The sequence below is a fragment of the Enterobacter sp. RHBSTW-00975 genome (assembly GCF_013615235.1).
GTDB lineage: Bacteria > Pseudomonadota > Gammaproteobacteria > Enterobacterales > Enterobacteriaceae > Enterobacter > Enterobacter ludwigii.
Window position 1 is genome coordinate 3,332,337 of the sequence record NZ_CP055883.1, and the last position, 14,918, is coordinate 3,347,254.

13 protein-coding genes, 6 tRNA genes and 1 other RNA gene are annotated in these 14,918 nt (G+C 53.4%); 9 read left to right on the forward strand and 11 right to left on the reverse strand.

The window, feature by feature from the left end; translation table 11 throughout:
- Positions 1-18: 18 nt before the first annotated feature.
- The 3 genes from HV340_RS15980 to HV340_RS15990 form a co-directional block, all read right to left on the reverse strand.
- Positions 19-2,208: an EAL domain-containing protein gene (locus HV340_RS15980; RefSeq protein ID WP_025203504.1), complete on the reverse strand. Its 2,190-nt coding sequence runs from the start codon at positions 2,206-2,208 to the stop codon at positions 19-21.
- A gap of 213 nt (positions 2,209-2,421) precedes the next feature.
- A tRNA-Ala gene (locus tag HV340_RS15985) sits at positions 2,422-2,497 on the reverse strand.
- A 42-nt stretch (positions 2,498-2,539) separates the two neighbouring features.
- Positions 2,540-2,615: transfer RNA gene (locus HV340_RS15990), tRNA-Ala, on the reverse strand.
- Positions 2,616-2,832: 217 nt separating this feature from the next.
- Between HV340_RS15990 and HV340_RS15995 the strand changes: the two genes are divergently transcribed.
- Both HV340_RS15995 and HV340_RS16000 read left to right on the forward strand, forming a co-directional pair.
- On the forward strand, positions 2,833-3,195 hold the full coding sequence (locus HV340_RS15995) for a YfeC-like transcriptional regulator (protein ID WP_014171072.1): 363 nt from the start codon (positions 2,833-2,835) through the stop codon (positions 3,193-3,195).
- A 1-nt stretch (position 3,196) separates the two neighbouring features.
- Entirely contained in the window at positions 3,197-3,589 is a 393-nt protein-coding gene (locus HV340_RS16000; protein WP_042866304.1) for a YfeC-like transcriptional regulator, read from the forward strand.
- A gap of 44 nt (positions 3,590-3,633) precedes the next feature.
- Here the strand turns inward: HV340_RS16000 and gltX are convergent, their stop codons facing one another.
- Positions 3,634-5,049, reverse strand: coding sequence for a glutamate--tRNA ligase (gene gltX / locus HV340_RS16005; protein WP_014171074.1), 1,416 nt, complete (start codon positions 5,047-5,049; stop codon positions 3,634-3,636).
- A 258-nt stretch (positions 5,050-5,307) separates the two neighbouring features.
- Here gltX and HV340_RS16010 point away from each other — a divergent pair.
- The 5 genes from HV340_RS16010 (at position 5,308) to HV340_RS16030 (ending at position 5,840) form a co-directional block, all read left to right on the forward strand.
- Positions 5,308-5,383 (forward strand) — tRNA-Val (locus HV340_RS16010).
- Between the two features lie 41 nt (positions 5,384-5,424).
- A tRNA-Val gene (locus tag HV340_RS16015) sits at positions 5,425-5,500 on the forward strand.
- Positions 5,501-5,529: 29 nt separating this feature from the next.
- Positions 5,530-5,605, forward strand: a tRNA-Val gene (locus HV340_RS16020).
- Positions 5,606-5,609: 4 nt separating this feature from the next.
- Positions 5,610-5,685: transfer RNA gene (locus tag HV340_RS16025), tRNA-Lys, on the forward strand.
- A 27-nt stretch (positions 5,686-5,712) separates the two neighbouring features.
- Positions 5,713-5,840, forward strand: a non-coding RNA gene (locus tag HV340_RS16030) — RtT sRNA.
- Between the two features lie 49 nt (positions 5,841-5,889).
- On the opposite strand, the gene HV340_RS16035 is transcribed toward HV340_RS16030, so the two are convergent.
- The 3 genes from HV340_RS16035 to xapA form a co-directional block, all read right to left on the reverse strand.
- Positions 5,890-6,777: a LysR family transcriptional regulator gene (locus HV340_RS16035; RefSeq protein ID WP_020883096.1), complete on the reverse strand. Its 888-nt coding sequence runs from the start codon at positions 6,775-6,777 to the stop codon at positions 5,890-5,892.
- A gap of 68 nt (positions 6,778-6,845) precedes the next feature.
- Complete coding sequence (locus HV340_RS16040) at positions 6,846-8,102, reverse strand: nucleoside permease (RefSeq protein ID WP_059306639.1); 1,257 nt, start codon at positions 8,100-8,102, stop codon at positions 6,846-6,848.
- Between the two features lie 51 nt (positions 8,103-8,153).
- Entirely contained in the window at positions 8,154-8,978 is an 825-nt protein-coding gene (xapA, locus tag HV340_RS16045; RefSeq protein WP_014171078.1) for a xanthosine phosphorylase, read from the reverse strand.
- A gap of 207 nt (positions 8,979-9,185) precedes the next feature.
- Between xapA and HV340_RS16050 the strand changes: the two genes are divergently transcribed.
- Positions 9,186-9,527 carry a FlxA-like family protein gene (locus HV340_RS16050; protein WP_059306640.1) on the forward strand — a complete coding sequence of 114 codons (342 nt, stop codon included), beginning with the start codon at positions 9,186-9,188 and terminating at the stop codon, positions 9,525-9,527.
- Here the strand turns inward: HV340_RS16050 and HV340_RS16055 are convergent.
- Positions 9,524-10,459, reverse strand: coding sequence for a LysR family transcriptional regulator (locus tag HV340_RS16055; RefSeq protein WP_063924724.1), 936 nt, complete (start codon positions 10,457-10,459; stop codon positions 9,524-9,526). The genes HV340_RS16050 and HV340_RS16055 overlap by 4 nt on opposite strands.
- An 89-nt stretch (positions 10,460-10,548) precedes the next feature.
- Here HV340_RS16055 and HV340_RS16060 point away from each other — a divergent pair, with 89 nt between their 5' ends.
- Entirely contained in the window at positions 10,549-11,544 is a 996-nt protein-coding gene (locus tag HV340_RS16060; RefSeq protein ID WP_025203501.1) for a bile acid:sodium symporter family protein, read from the forward strand.
- Here HV340_RS16060 and HV340_RS16065 read toward each other — a convergent pair.
- The 3 genes from HV340_RS16065 to zipA all read right to left on the reverse strand — a co-directional run bounded on the left by HV340_RS16065 (position 11,541) and on the right by zipA (position 14,829).
- The gene (locus HV340_RS16065) at positions 11,541-11,756 is read right to left on the reverse strand and encodes a DUF3820 family protein (RefSeq protein WP_014171082.1); all 216 of its coding nucleotides are present in this window, start codon (positions 11,754-11,756) and stop codon (positions 11,541-11,543) included. The genes HV340_RS16060 and HV340_RS16065 overlap by 4 nt on opposite strands.
- A gap of 1 nt (position 11,757) precedes the next feature.
- Positions 11,758-13,773: an NAD-dependent DNA ligase LigA gene (ligA, locus tag HV340_RS16070; protein WP_059306641.1), complete on the reverse strand. Its 2,016-nt coding sequence runs from the start codon at positions 13,771-13,773 to the stop codon at positions 11,758-11,760.
- A 69-nt stretch (positions 13,774-13,842) separates the two neighbouring features.
- Positions 13,843-14,829, reverse strand: coding sequence for a cell division protein ZipA (gene zipA / locus HV340_RS16075; protein ID WP_020883089.1), 987 nt, complete (start codon positions 14,827-14,829; stop codon positions 13,843-13,845).
- Between the last annotated feature and the right edge of the window lie 89 nt (positions 14,830-14,918).

Sequence of the window (14,918 nt, forward strand, 5' to 3'; positions counted from 1 at the left end):
GCTCAGCTCCCGGTTTTTTTATGTCCGTAATTCATTAAGCGGTTTGGGTTTGCCAATCAGGTAACCCTGCAGATAGTCGACCCCGAAGTGAAGCAGCTTCTCCCGCTGTTCCGGCGTTTCAACATACTCGGCCACCACACTCAGTGATTTCGTCTTCGCCAGGTTGCAAATCGACTGCACGATCATCGCATCCATATCATCGGTACAGATATCTTTTACAAAGCACCCGTCAATTTTGATGATGTCCGCCTGCAGACGTCTGAGACGTTCGTAGTTGGCATATCCGGTGCCGAAATCATCAATCGCGATCCGGAAACCGCAGTCCCGCAACTGCTGAATGTTTTTGATACTGCTGCCCGAATTAGAGAAAGCCTGCTCTTCGGTGATCTCAATCACCACCGCCTGTGGTGCTACGCCATAGCGTTCAAAGAGCGAGCAAATCTCGATGGCCACCTCTTTTTGCATCAACGTCAGGGGCATCAGATTGACAGAAAAACGCACTCCGGCATGCGTCGCTGGATGATCGCGCAGCCACACCAGTAATTTTTCCATCACGCACATGTCGAAGCGGTGGCTCAGGTTAAACTGGGCAATCAGCGGTATAAAGCGGTCTGGGGTGATGATCTCGCCCTCGCTTTCCATGCGCGTCAGTATTTCGTAATACCCGCTACCATCTGCCTTCTGGATTGGCTGGGCGTATAAATGAAACTGTCCGGCATCCAGAGCATGTTTAATGCGCGCTAACATCAAAACCCGCTCGGTTGTTTGTCCTGATGCCACCTCGAGGCTATTGGTGAGCGCCAGTACATTATGCGCTCCGCAAGATTGCTCAGCCAGCCAGCTGAGCTGCCCCAGCGTATGGTGTAACTTCTCACCGTTTTCAACCATTCCCCAGGAAGCGCCAAATTCAATATCCAGCCCGGTGTTGTTCCAGACAATCTTACGGCTGTTCAGCTGATCGACCATATGCTGCAGGCGCTCAGCGGTTCCCGGCCCCAGCAATACCAGCACCAGTTCGCTGCCCGGGAGCTGGAAAAGCCGCTCATCTTTTTGCAAAAATGGCTGCAGCGAGGTGGTCACCATCCGTTTGCAATGCACCCGCATAAGAATGCCGTAGTGACGACTCAAGAACTCGAGGTTGTCCATTCGCAGACAGCACACTTTGGCATCAGGGTGGTCCTGCAAAAAATCTTCCAGTGCACGAATGTTCGGTAAACCGGTCAGCGGATCGGTTAGCGCCCTGTCCTGCCAGTCCTGCTTCAGCCACTCGCTGCGCTGATAAATCCGCGACATGTAGAGCAAGCAGATGGCAAAAGAGATAAGGACAGACAAAATAAAGGAGAGCGAATGGCCTGACTCCACGCCATTGAGGAAATTATAGTTATAGGTCAACAGCAGAAGTGCGGATGCCGCCCAGAAAAGAGAAATGAGCGCGTAGCTCAGGCGACTGATCCCTAACGTAAAGAGAATAAAAATCACTGGCATTAAATAGCCCGCAATAATAGGTGACTCAAAAGGAGCACATAAAATTGCGAGGATGACGATTAAAAGCATCAGCCAGACTAATATATATAGCGATTTCTTTTGAAAAAACACGGGCTTCACACTGCGTCGCCAGAAGGTGATGGCATAACGTGGATTAATTATCATTCTTAACGGGTAATAGAACATCATGGTAAATATCAACGCCGCGCAGATCAGACTTTGTATATCGACTACGTTATAAATTGCGGTACCTTCACCGAAGAAGGTTGAGATAGTAACCGGGAAATGGAACAAATAACCTGCCAGGTACATCGACACTTTTATGCCTATCGGTACCATAAAGCCGAGCCAAAATATCCGTAACCCAATATGCTTGTTCGGCACGCAGTAGCGCCAGCGCTTGCCCAGTATGATCCTGAGAATGCCGCACCCCGCAAACACCGAGAACGTCTGACAGAACAATAAAACTGAATATTGTAGCGGTGCTAAATCAATGCTGAATATATTAGTGATAGTAAAACTTAACAGAACAGGAATAACCGCCCGACGCCCAAATACCAGAATAACCGCCAGCATTACGCTTAAAGGCAGCCATGCTAAATATACGTCATGACCATTAACAACAGCGCGCGGAGAGATATAACGGGAGAATGGCACCGCAACCAGGCAAAGCGCCAGGGCAGTTATAAATATCTTTACATTATTGTAAGTTTTTCTATTCATTAAGTTAGATAATCTATTTTCCATTCGTATCATTGACCGGATGGATAATAGGTTTATTAATTGCGCGAATCAAGTTGAAGTCTATTTATAGACCGCTTTATTGATTTTGATTGAGGTGAGGTACAAAAATACCTCTATTTCAGCAACAAATTAGGGTGAAGAGTTTTACAAAAGCATAAAAAAACCCCCGTCTTTCGACGAGGGTTCAAATTTTGGTGGAGCTAAGCGGGATCGAACCGCTGACCTCTTGCATGCCATGCAAGCGCTCTCCCAGCTGAGCTATAGCCCCACATGTTGACTTTACTGACCGCACTCTGTTGGGTTCAGAGTGTGGTGGAGCTAAGCGGGATCGAACCGCTGACCTCTTGCATGCCATGCAAGCGCTCTCCCAGCTGAGCTATAGCCCCATCGTAAAGCTGTCATGTTGACGGGCGGCATAATATGAATTCCGCTGCGGAGTGTCAACGGCAAAATCAATGACGGCGGTTCAATCGCCGAAAAATCATGCAAATGAATCACTTTGCGAGTCTGCTCGCAGTCATGAGTTAAGCCTGTCACATTTTCCTCTAAAACGGTGCTATAAAATGAGCCGTTAATTAACCCCACGAATATTCAGGAAATTGCATGATCAAGGAACGAATGACGCCAGAAGAGTTAGCCCTGCTCACTGGCTATAGCCGCCAGACCATCAATAAATGGGTACGCAAAGAGGGTTGGATTACATCGCCAAAACCAGGAGTCCAGGGCGGCAAAGCGCGTCTGGTGCACGTTAATGAAAAAGTGCGTGAGTTTATCCGCAGCGCGCGCCGGGCAAGTGAAACGTCTGAGATACCAGAAAGTGCCAGCCATGATGGCTCGCTTCACTCCCTGCTCCTGACGCTGGCAAATGAAATGACGCCGGAAGAGCAAAGGCAGATGACATCACTGTTACTGCGGGAAGGGATTACCGGATTGTTGCAACGTTTAGGGATACGCGATCAGAACTGATATGAAAAGATTCCGTAGCAAAATGACCACCGAAGAGCTGGCAGAAAATTTGGGTGTTGCACGGCAAACGGTGAACCGCTGGATACGCCAGCAGGGATGGAAAACCGAGGGTGTCAATGGGGTGAAAGGCGGACGTGCACGGCTGATTCATATTGATGCCCGCGTGAAGGAGCACATCATGAGCCTCCCGGCTGTCCGTAACCGTCAGGCGGTGTACCATCTGGCGGAGGTGACATCGTTGTACAGTGAACCCTCCTCTACTCTGCGTCCTGGGATCATCGAGACGCTGGAGAATATGACGCACCTTGAGCAGGAGCGTCTGGATGCCTTACTAAAGCGTGAAGGGATACGCGGCTTTCTTGCACGTCTCGGCATTGCTGAATTTAATGCATAAAAAAACGGCAGGTCTCCCTGCCGTTTTTCATGGTTCAGGCGTTATTACTGCTGATTTTCGCGCTCAGTAATAAAATCCAGCGCCTTGTTAATGCGCGCTACGCTGCGTGATTTACCAATGGCATGAACGGTAACATCGAGTGCCGGAGACTGACCCGCACCGGTGACTGCCACACGCAGTGGCATACCCACTTTGCCCATACCAACTTCCAGCTCATCTGCCGTCGCCTGAATGGCATGATGAACATTCTCGGCAGTCCAGTCAGTCATCGCCGCCAGTTTGTCACGCACCACTTCGAGTGGCTGACGCGCAACCGGACGCAGGTGCTTCTTCGCCGCGTCCGCGTCGAACTCGTCAAACTCTTCATAGAAGTAGCGGCAGCTTTCAGCGATCTCTTTCAGCGTTTTGCAACGCTCGCCGAGCAGTTTCACCAGTTCCGCCAGTTCAGGGCCAGTACGAGTATCAATATTTGCCTGCTCGATGTGCCACTGCAGGTATGTCGCCACATATTCCGGCTGCATGGTATTGATGTAGTGGTGGTTCAGCCAGAGCAGCTTATCAGTGTTAAACGCGCTCGCAGATTTGCTCACCGCGCCCAGAGAGAACAGATTGATCATCTCTTCACGGCTAAAGATCTCCTGATCGCCGCTCGACCAGCCCAGACGCACCAGATAGTTCAGAAGCGCTTCCGGCAGATAGCCGTCGTCGCGGTACTGCATGACGCTGACCGCACCGTGGCGTTTAGACAGTTTTTTGCCGTCGTCGCCATTGATCATGGACACGTGCGCATAGACCGGAACAGGGGCGTTCAGCGCTTTCAGGATGTTGATTTGACGTGGGGTGTTGTTGATATGGTCTTCGCCACGGATAACATGCGTGATTTCCATATCCCAGTCGTCAACCACAACGCAGAAGTTATAGGTTGGGGAACCGTCGGTGCGGCGGATGATCAGATCGTCCAGCTCCTGGTTGCTGAATTCGATCGGGCCACGGATCTGGTCGTCAAAAATTACCGAGCCGTCCTGCGGGTTAGCAAAACGCACCACGCACGGTTCATCAGCAGCATGCTCGCTATGGTCATGGCGGCAGCGGCCGTCATAACGCGGTTTTTCACCCTTCGCCATCTGATCTTCACGCAGCGCATCAAGGCGTTCTTTGGAGCAATAGCATTTATACGCTGTACCCGCGACCAGCATCTCATCAATCACGGCGTTGTAGCGGTCAAAACGTTTGGTCTGGAAATACGGGCCTTCGTCCCACTCCAGATTCAGCCAGTTCATACCATCCATAATGGCTTCAATTGCTTCCGGCGTGGAGCGCTCGAGATCGGTGTCTTCAATACGCAATACGAACTCACCTTTGTTGTGGCGTGCAAAAAGCCAGGAATAGAGAGCGGTACGTGCACCACCGACGTGCAGATAGCCTGTCGGGCTCGGCGCGAAGCGAGTTTTGATTTTCATGAAATGGCCTTACGTTATAAAGATGCCGGCAATCGGCAAATCCTGGGAAAAAAACAATGGGCAATATTCTATCACTGTGGGGGGATTCCTCAATGTTGATCCCTTTATCGTGAGGGAGTTTGCAATTTTTGTTTAGAAATCATGCGCCATCGCCCGTTTCGCGATCGTTTTGTTTAATTTTACGACGAACGAATAAAAACTTTAGAAAATGCGTTGACTCATTTTCAACTCTCCCTATAATGCGACTCCACACAGCGGGGGTGATTAGCTCAGTTGGTAGAGCATCTCCTTTACACGGAGGGGGTCGGCGGTTCGAGCCCGTCATCACCCACCATCTACTTAAGTAGACTCGCAGTGTAGATAAGTATTGAGATTGGGCGATTAGCTCAGTTGGTAGAGCATCTCCTTTACACGGAGGGGGTCGGCGGTTCGAGCCCGTCATCGCCCACCATTCTCACCTTATCGCAGCAGTTCCGAAATGGGCGATTAGCTCAGTTGGTAGAGCATCTCCTTTACACGGAGGGGGTCGGCGGTTCGAGCCCGTCATCGCCCACCATTTCGGGTCGTTAGCTCAGTTGGTAGAGCAGTTGACTTTTAATCAATTGGTCGCAGGTTCGAATCCTGCACGACCCACCAATGTAAAAAAGCGCCCTAAAGGCGCTTTTTTGCTATCTGCGGTATGGATGATTCGAACCTGCAGCAGGTCCGAGCCGAACGCAGTGAGGCAACGGAGCCGTTTACGGCGACGGCCCGAAGGGCGAGCGAAGCGAGTCATCCTGCACGACCCACCAATGTAAAAAAGCGCCCTAAAGGCGCTTTTTTGCTATCTGCGGTATAACATTACTCTTCCGTCAACGTTGCGATCAACGACTTAATCGCCGGTGTCGCCTGCTTCTCGTCATACACCACATACAAATCTGCCGGTATACGTACCTGTAATGGACGAAATACCACACCGGGCCACTGCATTTGCGCATAGCTGTCAGCAGCTAACGTAATCCCCATTCCCATACTGATCATTGCCAGCACCGTCTGCGGTTCATCGGCTTCACGCACTATCATCGGTGAAAAACCGGCCTGCTGACACACTCGCTGTAAGAACGACCAGTCAGAATGCGCAGACGGCATAGTGACAAAGTACTCATTCTGTAGTTCGGTGAGCGCAATTGCGCTTTCCCCCACCAGCCGGTGATCCTCCGGCAGCGCAACCAGAAATGCCGCATCCCGTAAGCGGATACTGGTAAACCCTGCGGTGGGCTCGGTTGCCATTCGCCAGATCCCGACATCCAGCTCCCGGCGCTCCAGCAGCGCCATTTGCATTACCGGCGACTTTTCGCGAAAGACGACATCAACGTTCGGATGCTCTTTCAAAAATGTGCGCATGACCGTGCGCACTTCGCTCCACATGGCGGTACCGACAATGCCCAGCGCAATCCGCCCCGCCTCACCCCGTCCAATTTGTTCGACCCGCGCCAGTGCCTGGTTTGCGCTGGCAAGCAGTCGACGGGACTCTTCCATCAATACTTTACCCGCATGGGTCAAGGCGACGCTTCGTGAGTGGCGAATAAACAGTAAGGTACCGAGCTGACTTTCCAGCTCTTTTATATGCAGGCTCAACGGCGGCTGCGACATATTGAGACGGGCCGCAGCCCGTCCAAAATGAAGTTCCTCAGCGACGGCCAGAAAATAGCGCAGCAGCTTGAGGTCGGTTCGGTAGACGCGTTCCATCAACACATATCCTGGCGATAACACTTATGCTCCCACCTTAAAGCCTTTCACCGCCTGCCGGGAAAACTTTAATGCGCAACTGTGCGCAACTCGCTGTTTTTACTGGTGTGGCGATAGTTAAAGCTGAAATAAAACACCACGGCGAGCACCAACGCATACGCCGCAAATACCAGCCAGATGGTCTGCCAGTCTTTCACCCCATCCACGGAGAAATAATCTACCGCCGCGCCGCTCAATACCGATCCGAAATAAGCACCGATACCGTTAACGGTCGTCATAAACAGCCCTTGCGCGCTGGCGCGGATATCAGCGCTTACCTCCTGTTCGACAAACACCGAACCGGAGATGTTGAAGAAGTCGAACGCGCAACCGTAGACCAGCATTGACAGCATCAACAGCCCGACGCCTGTCGCAGAAGGATCGCCATACGCAAAGAGTCCAAACCGCAGCATCCAGGCCACCATGCTCATCAGCATCACGGTTTTTATGCCAAAACGTCGGAGGAAAAAAGGAATGGTCAGGATGAACAGCACCTCTGACATCTGCGAGACGGAGAGCAAAATAGAAGGATATTTAACGATAAAGCTTTCCGCATACGCCGGATTACGCGCAAAATCATGCAGAAAGGGGCTACCGAAAGTATTGGTGATTTGCAGCACGGCGCCCAGCAGCATCGCAAACAAAAAGAACACCGCCATTCGGGGCTGTTTAAACAGGACGAACGCATTCAGGCCAAGTTTGCTTGCCAACGTCGATGAGGTTTTATTCTTCACCACCGGAATGGCCGGTAACGTCAGTGAATAGAGCGCCAGCACCAGCGACGCGGCAGCAGCAATGTAGAGCTGAATGTTGGTTAACTCTGCACCCATCAGGCTTATGGCCCACATCGCCACAATGAAGCCTACCGTGCCATAGACCCGCACCGTTGGAAAATGGGTCACCGTGTCCAGCCCTGCCTGCTCAAGACAGGAGTAGGAAATGGTATTCGATAGCGCAATGGTCGGCATAAAGGCCATGGCATTAACCAGCATGACCCAGAACATCAGCCCCGGTTCATTGACCTGCGCGGCATAGCAAAGCGCAACGGCACAGACGAGATGGCAAATCACGTATGCACGATCTGCCCGCAGCCACTTATCGGCAATAATTCCCACCAGCGAGGGCATCACGATCGCGGCAAGCCCCTTCGAGCTGTAGACCATACCCACGTCCGAGCCGGAAAAACCCAGGGTGTTAATCATGTAAGCGCCGAGAGTAACGAGCCAGCTTCCCCAGATAAAATATTGCATAAAGGACATCATCTTTAAGCGCGTCGTGATGTTCATACCCGATTCCTTATAGCAGAGTGGCCCTCACGGGCCACGGTGTTGTTTCGCTCAGGCAAGCTGGCGCAGAAAACCGCAGATAAGATCGATGAAGTTCTGGCGAGAGAGTTCGGCGGCGGCAAGCGTTTGTTCATGCGACAGTTTTACATCGCTCAAACCTTCAGCAAGGTTGGTTATGGCCGAAACGGCGACCACCTTCAGGCCACAGTGGCGCGCCGAGATCACTTCCGGCACCACTGACATTCCCACCACATCTCCGCCGATGATCTGCATCATGCGGATCTCAGCCGCGGTTTCGAAGTTAGGGCCTGGATAAGAGACAAACACCCCTTCATGCAATGGAAAGCCCTTCTCGCTCGCCACGGTCTGCAGCAGGGCACGGCAATCTGCATCATAAGCATTGGCCAGCGAGAAAAAACGGTCGCCAAAACGGTCATCGTTCAACCCGACCATCGGGGTACCCGGCAGGGTGTTGATGTGGTCGCTGAGGGCAACCAGGCTTCCCGGTTCAACCTCCGGACGTAATGAACCGGCGGCATTGGTACTGAACAGCAGTTCACAGCCCAGCAGTTTGAAGGTGCGGATTGCATCGGTCATGACGGCGATGCCGCGGCCCTCATAGAAGTGACCGCGCCCTTTCATGCAGGCGACCGGAACACCGGCAAGATGCCCCAACACCAGCTCACCGGCGTGACCGTGAACGGTGCTCACCGGGAAGCCCGGCAGTTTTTCATAGCTCAGTACCACAGCGTCAACAATCTGCTCGGCGAGCGCGCCAAGACCTGAGCCGAGAATAAACGCAACCCGCGGAGTGAAATCAGGTTTAGCGGCACGAATGATGTCGGCAGAGAACCAGGGATTATTCGAGAGGGTCATAAAAGCTCCTTGAGAATTAAGATCGCGATATCACCGATCGCATGACCTTAGTCTTATATCTGGAGCCTGCGGGTTACCTCCAATACACTTTCTCTGCACCATCAATACTGATTTGGTATCAATACCTTTCCCTGCCAGATATGGCAGTTTTGCTCAAGCTAATTGCGTTGGCGCCGATACCTCTGTTTTACAGCGAGAGGAAAAAGTATGACGACCATTCAGGCTACAACCCAGCCCATTCAAACCAGCGATGGCGGGAGTCGTTCTTCCGGCGGCAACGATATCGCTGCCCAAATCAGCCGCATCACTGACAAGATAACCAAACTGACTCAACAGCTAAAAGAGGTTGCGAACGGTTCCGGCAGTGCGGAAGAGAAGAAGAAGCAGCAGGAGCTTATCCAGGTGCAAATCAAAGTGCTGCAGGCACAGCTCGCACAGCTGCAGCGCCAGCAGGCGGAAGAAGCCCAGAAGAAACAAGAGCAAAGTCTGGTCAACGTGGAAGGTCCGAAGAACGCATCAGACAATCATCAAATAGACATCTACGTCTAACGCTCTGTTGAGTTAAACAGTGGATCGCGTATACGGGCCTCGGTTAATCGTTGCGCCTGGATACGCACCACTTCCCAGATAGCCTGCGCAGCCCCGGAGAGCGAACGGTTTTTTCGCCGTACCAGCATCAGTTTTCGCTCAATAGCAGGCGTCAGTCGCTTCACGACCAGACGGCTTCCCTGCGGCAAAGGGAGCGCCAGGGCGGGTAATACACTGATCCCTATGCCGGCCTCCACCATGGGAAACAGCGTTGCCGGGTGTCCAATCTCCTGCACAATGGTCGCCTCAACGCCCTGCGTCACCAGCGCAGAATCAATCAGCGGACGACTACCTGAGGCATAATCCTGTAATACCAGGTTCGCTCCCTGCAGCGCCTGCCAGTGAACAGACGGCTGCGCGGCTAGCGGATCGTCGTCCCGGCAAAGCAACAGAAATGGCTCAGACAGCACAATTTCACATTCCAGGTCACTCACCTGACCGGGATCGATAACAATACCAAAATCCACATCACCCTGACGGATGCTCTCCAGTACCCATTGCTGCGGCCTGTCATGCAAAACAAAATCGATATCCGGATAGCGATGATTACCCTCTGCAATACACTGCGGGATAAGGTGCGCGGATATCGTCTGGCTGGCCGCAACCCCTACGGTACCCGACAGCTGCTGCCCCAGTCGACCTACATCTCTGAGCGTACTGTTGAGTTCGTCCAGCAGCCGTTCAAGGCGCTGAGCCAGCTGCTGTCCGGCTTCCGTGAGCACGACTTCACGCGTGGTGCGATCAAGCAACCGGACACCCGTCTGGCTCTCCAGCTCTTTCACGCTGTGGCTTACCGCGGACTGGCTCAGGCCGATGATCTCCCCTGCCCGACTGAAGCTGCGGGCATGGGCTACGGTGACGAAGATGCGAAGCTGGCGTAAGGAATAATTCATCTGTTTAGTTCATGAATGGATGCAATAAATCAATTTTATTTCTCAAACGGAAAAAAGCACAATAGCGATATCTGTTTTCAGGAGTCATTATGAAACTATTTCGTATTCTTGATCCGTTTACGCTTACTCTGGTTGTCACGGTATTACTGGCCTCCTTCTTCCCTGCGCGGGGCGGGTTCGTTCCTTTTTTTGAAGGACTGACGACCGCGGCCATCGCGCTGTTGTTCTTTATGCACGGCGCAAAGCTCTCGCGCGAAGCCATTATTGCGGGGGGGAGCCACTGGCGACTGCACCTGTGGGTGATGTGCAGCACGTTCATCCTCTTCCCTGTACTCGGCGTGCTGTTCGCATGGTGGGCACCGGTGAATGTCGACCCGGCCCTTTATACCGGCTTCCTGTATCTGTGCATTCTGCCGGCTACCGTGCAGTCCGCTATCGCGTTTACCTCTCTGGCGGGCGGTAACGTCGCAGCCGCAGTCTGTTCAGCGTCGGCATCCAGCCTGTTAGGGATTTTCGTTTCGCCGCTGCTGGTGGGTCTGCTGATGAACATGCACGGTGCGGAAGGTAGCCTGGAACAGGTAGGTAAAATCTGTCTGCAGCTGCTGCTGCCGTTTGTGCTGGGCCATCTCTCTCGTCCGTGGACGGGCGCGTTTGTTGCAAAGCACAAAAAATGGATCTCAAAAACCGACCAGTCGTCGATTCTGCTGGTGGTCTATTCGGCCTTCAGTGAAGCGGTTGTGAATGGCATCTGGCATAAGGTGGGCGCAGGCTCGCTGCTGTTTATCGTGGTGGTCAGCCTTGTTCTGCTGGCGATTGTGATTGGCGTAAACGTCTTTGTGGCCCGCAAGTGCGGCTTCAACAAAGCCGATGAAATTACCATTGTCTTCTGTGGCTCGAAGAAGAGCCTGGCGAACGGCATTCCTATGGCAAACATTCTCTTCCCGACCTCAATGATAGGGATGATGGTACTGCCGCTGATGATTTTCCATCAGATCCAGCTGATGGTCTGCGCGGTGCTGGCGCGTCGTTACAAACGCCAGACGGAAAAACAGGCGCAGGAAGAGACCCGCGCCGCGAAAGCTTAAGGACGTTTCAGGGGCTGAACTAACTGCGTCAGCCCCTCGGTTTTAATCAGTAACGTGATAGCCATCAGCTCACCCAGTCGTCCAGCCGGGAACCCATCTTTGCGGGCAAACCACAGCAAATAATCTTCCGGTAAATCAATCAGCCTGCGGCCCTTATATTTACCGAATGGCATCTCCGTGTTGGCGATCTCAACGAGCTGCTCTTTCTCCACGTTACTCTCCTAACAGGCGCATCATTTCCGCTTCGTCGATAACCTCAATGCCCAGCTCCTGAGCTTTAGCAAGCTTCGAACCGGCGGCTTCCCCGGCAATAACCAGGTCGGTTTTCTTCGACACGCTGCCTGCCACTTTTGCGCCCAGCGCAACCAGTCGTGCTTTAGCATCATCACGTGAAAGCTGGCTCAGGCTGCCGGTCAGCACGACCGTTTTGCCGGCAAACGGGCTGTCGATCTCGTCAGCGTTGACCACGACCGGAGCCGGCCATCTGATGCCCTCTTCCAGCAGCTTGCCGATCACCTCGCGGTTGCTCTCTTCGGCCAAGAAGTTAAAGACATGCGTCGCGACGACAATCCCCACGTCCGGGACTCTCTGCAGCTCGTCAATACTCGCTTTTTCCAGAGCTTCCAGCGTACCGAAATACGCCGCCAGCCCCGCCGCTGTGGCTTCGCCCACTTCGCGAATACCGAGCGCATAAAGGAATCGGGCAAAGGTTGTCTCTTTGGCAGCATCCAGGGCATTAACCACATTCTGGGCCGACTTCGGTCCCATGCGATCAAGACCCGTGAGTTTACCCGCGGTCAGTTTGAAGAGATCTGCAGGCGTATGAACATATTCTTTCTCTACCAGCTGATCGATAATTTTGTCGCCCATTCCGTCGACGTCCATCGCCCGACGGGAAACGAAGTGCTTCAGTGACTCTTTACGTTGTGCCCCGCAGATTAAGCCACCCGTACAGCGAGCCACCGCTTCACCTTCAACGCGCTCAACGTCAGATCCACATACCGGGCAATGCGTCGGGAACACGATGGCGCGCGTATCGTCAGGACGCTCTGACTCAACCACGTTCACCACCTGCGGGATAACATCGCCCGCGCGACGAATCACCACTTTGTCACCAATGCGCAGGCCGAGACGTTCAATTTCATCGGCGTTATGCAGCGTGGCGTTACTCACCAGCACGCCGGCAACCTGCACCGGCTCCAGACGGGCAACTGGGGTAATCGCGCCCGTACGGCCCACCTGGAACTCCACGTCACGGACAAAGGTCATCTGCTCCTGCGCCGGGAATTTAAACGCCACTGCCCAGCGTGGCGCGCGCGCCACAAAGCCTAACTGCTCCTGCAACGCAAGTGAGTTAACCTTGATAACCACGCCATCAATATCAAAACCAAGCGTCGGGCGGTCTTCTTCCACTTTGTGGTAGAACGCCAGCACGGCTTCCGGGGAGTCGCACAGCTGAACACGGTTACTCACCGGCAGGCCCCACGCTTTAAACTGCAATAAACGTCCAAGATGGGTATCCGGCAGTTCACCGCCTTCCAGAATCCCGACGCCATAGCAGAAGAAAGTAAGCGGTCGCTTCGCGGTGATACGGGGATCAAGCTGGCGCAAGGAGCCTGCCGCCGCATTACGCGGGTTAGCAAACACTTTCCCGCCGGTACGGCGCGCCTCTTCGTTGATTTTCTCGAAGCCCGCCTGCGGGAGGAATACTTCACCGCGCACTTCCAGTCGGGCTGGAATATTATCCCCTTGCAGCTTCAGCGGGATCGCACGGATGGTGCGTACGTTGGTGGTAATGTCTTCACCCGTCGTACCATCACCCCGCGTCGCGGCACGCACCAGCACACCGTTTTCATAGAGAAGGCTGACCGCCAGACCATCCAGCTTCAACTCGCAGCACCAGGTCAGGGAGTCGCTGCTTTTGAGGCGATCCTGCACGCGCTTGTTAAACGCGAGGAAGCTCTCTTCATCAAAGACGTTATCCAGAGACAACATTGGGACTTCATGACGTACCTGACTGAAAGCACCCAGCGGCTCCGCGCCCACGCGCTGCGTGGGTGAGTCGGGCGTAATTAATTCCGGGTGCTGCGCCTCTAGCTCGCGCAGCTCGCGCATCAGACGGTCATACTCCGCATCCGGCACTTCCGGCGCGTCCATAACATGATAGAGGTATTCATGATGGCGAAGCGTGGTTCGCAGTTCAGTGAGTTGTTGTTCGATTGAGTCCATATCACACCATCAATGAGAAAAAACCCCCGACATGCGGGGGTTGAGGAGGAGTCGATGTAAACGCGATGATTACGCGTTGGCTTCCTTAACTTCGCGGATGCGGTCCTGATATTCGCGCAATTTCTGCGGCGTCATCATACGACGCTGATCGTCGAGCACCACACCACCGACTTCGTCAGCAATGTGCTGTGCGGACTGCAGCATCAGCTTAAAGTTTTGCAGTTCATCACCGTAGGACGGCACCTGCATGAAGATAGTGACACCCGGCGTCACGAAATCACCGGTCATTTCCGGGTCAAAGGTGCCAGGGTTAACCATATTGGCCAGGCTAAACAGCGCCGGACCGCTACCGTCAGGACTCAGGTGACGATGGAAAATATTCATGTCGCCAAACTTGAAGCCTGCCTGTTGAATGCTGTTAAGCAGGACATCGCCATTCAGGTGGGTGCCATGATGCGCAGCCACGTTCATGATGATGACCGCTTCTTTACGCTGCGGTTTTTCAACAACCGGTTCTGGCTCAACTACGGGCTCTGGTTCAACGAGCGGGGCCGGCGCAGGCTGAGGTGCAGGCTGCACGTGAACAGGCTGCTGCGGTTGGTGTACCGGCTGTGCAGGCTGTTGTGGTGCAGGTTGCTGCACAGGCTGTTGCTGAACCGGCTGTGGCGCAGCAGGCTGCTGATGGACAGGCTGTTGCGGCGGCTGACGCACCGGCTCTTCTCCAGGCTGCGGCGCCTGCTGGCGCGGCTGTGCAGAAGCATACGGCGGTTGATACTGGTGCTGCGGAGGCTGACGAGGGGCTTCATGCTCCCCATGAGCCGCGCCGGGCGCAGTATTGACCCGATGAACACGAACTTCACCCACGCCGTCGTCGTCGCTTCCGTCGATGTCATTTTCACTGTCATCGTCATCACGACTGGACTTCATGCGCTTCAGTGGGCGATCGCGAAACATAGAGGAACGCTCTTTACGGCTGGTCCAGAAACCATGTACCAGTAAAGCGATTATGGCGATCGCGCCAACAATGATTAATATCAGACGCAAATCCTGCATCATTATATTCTCTGTTGTTCTAACACCTTGCCACCACGGCAAACATTTACTCACTAAGAGTATTTGCCGTTTACGTCAAGTGCAAGTGTGTG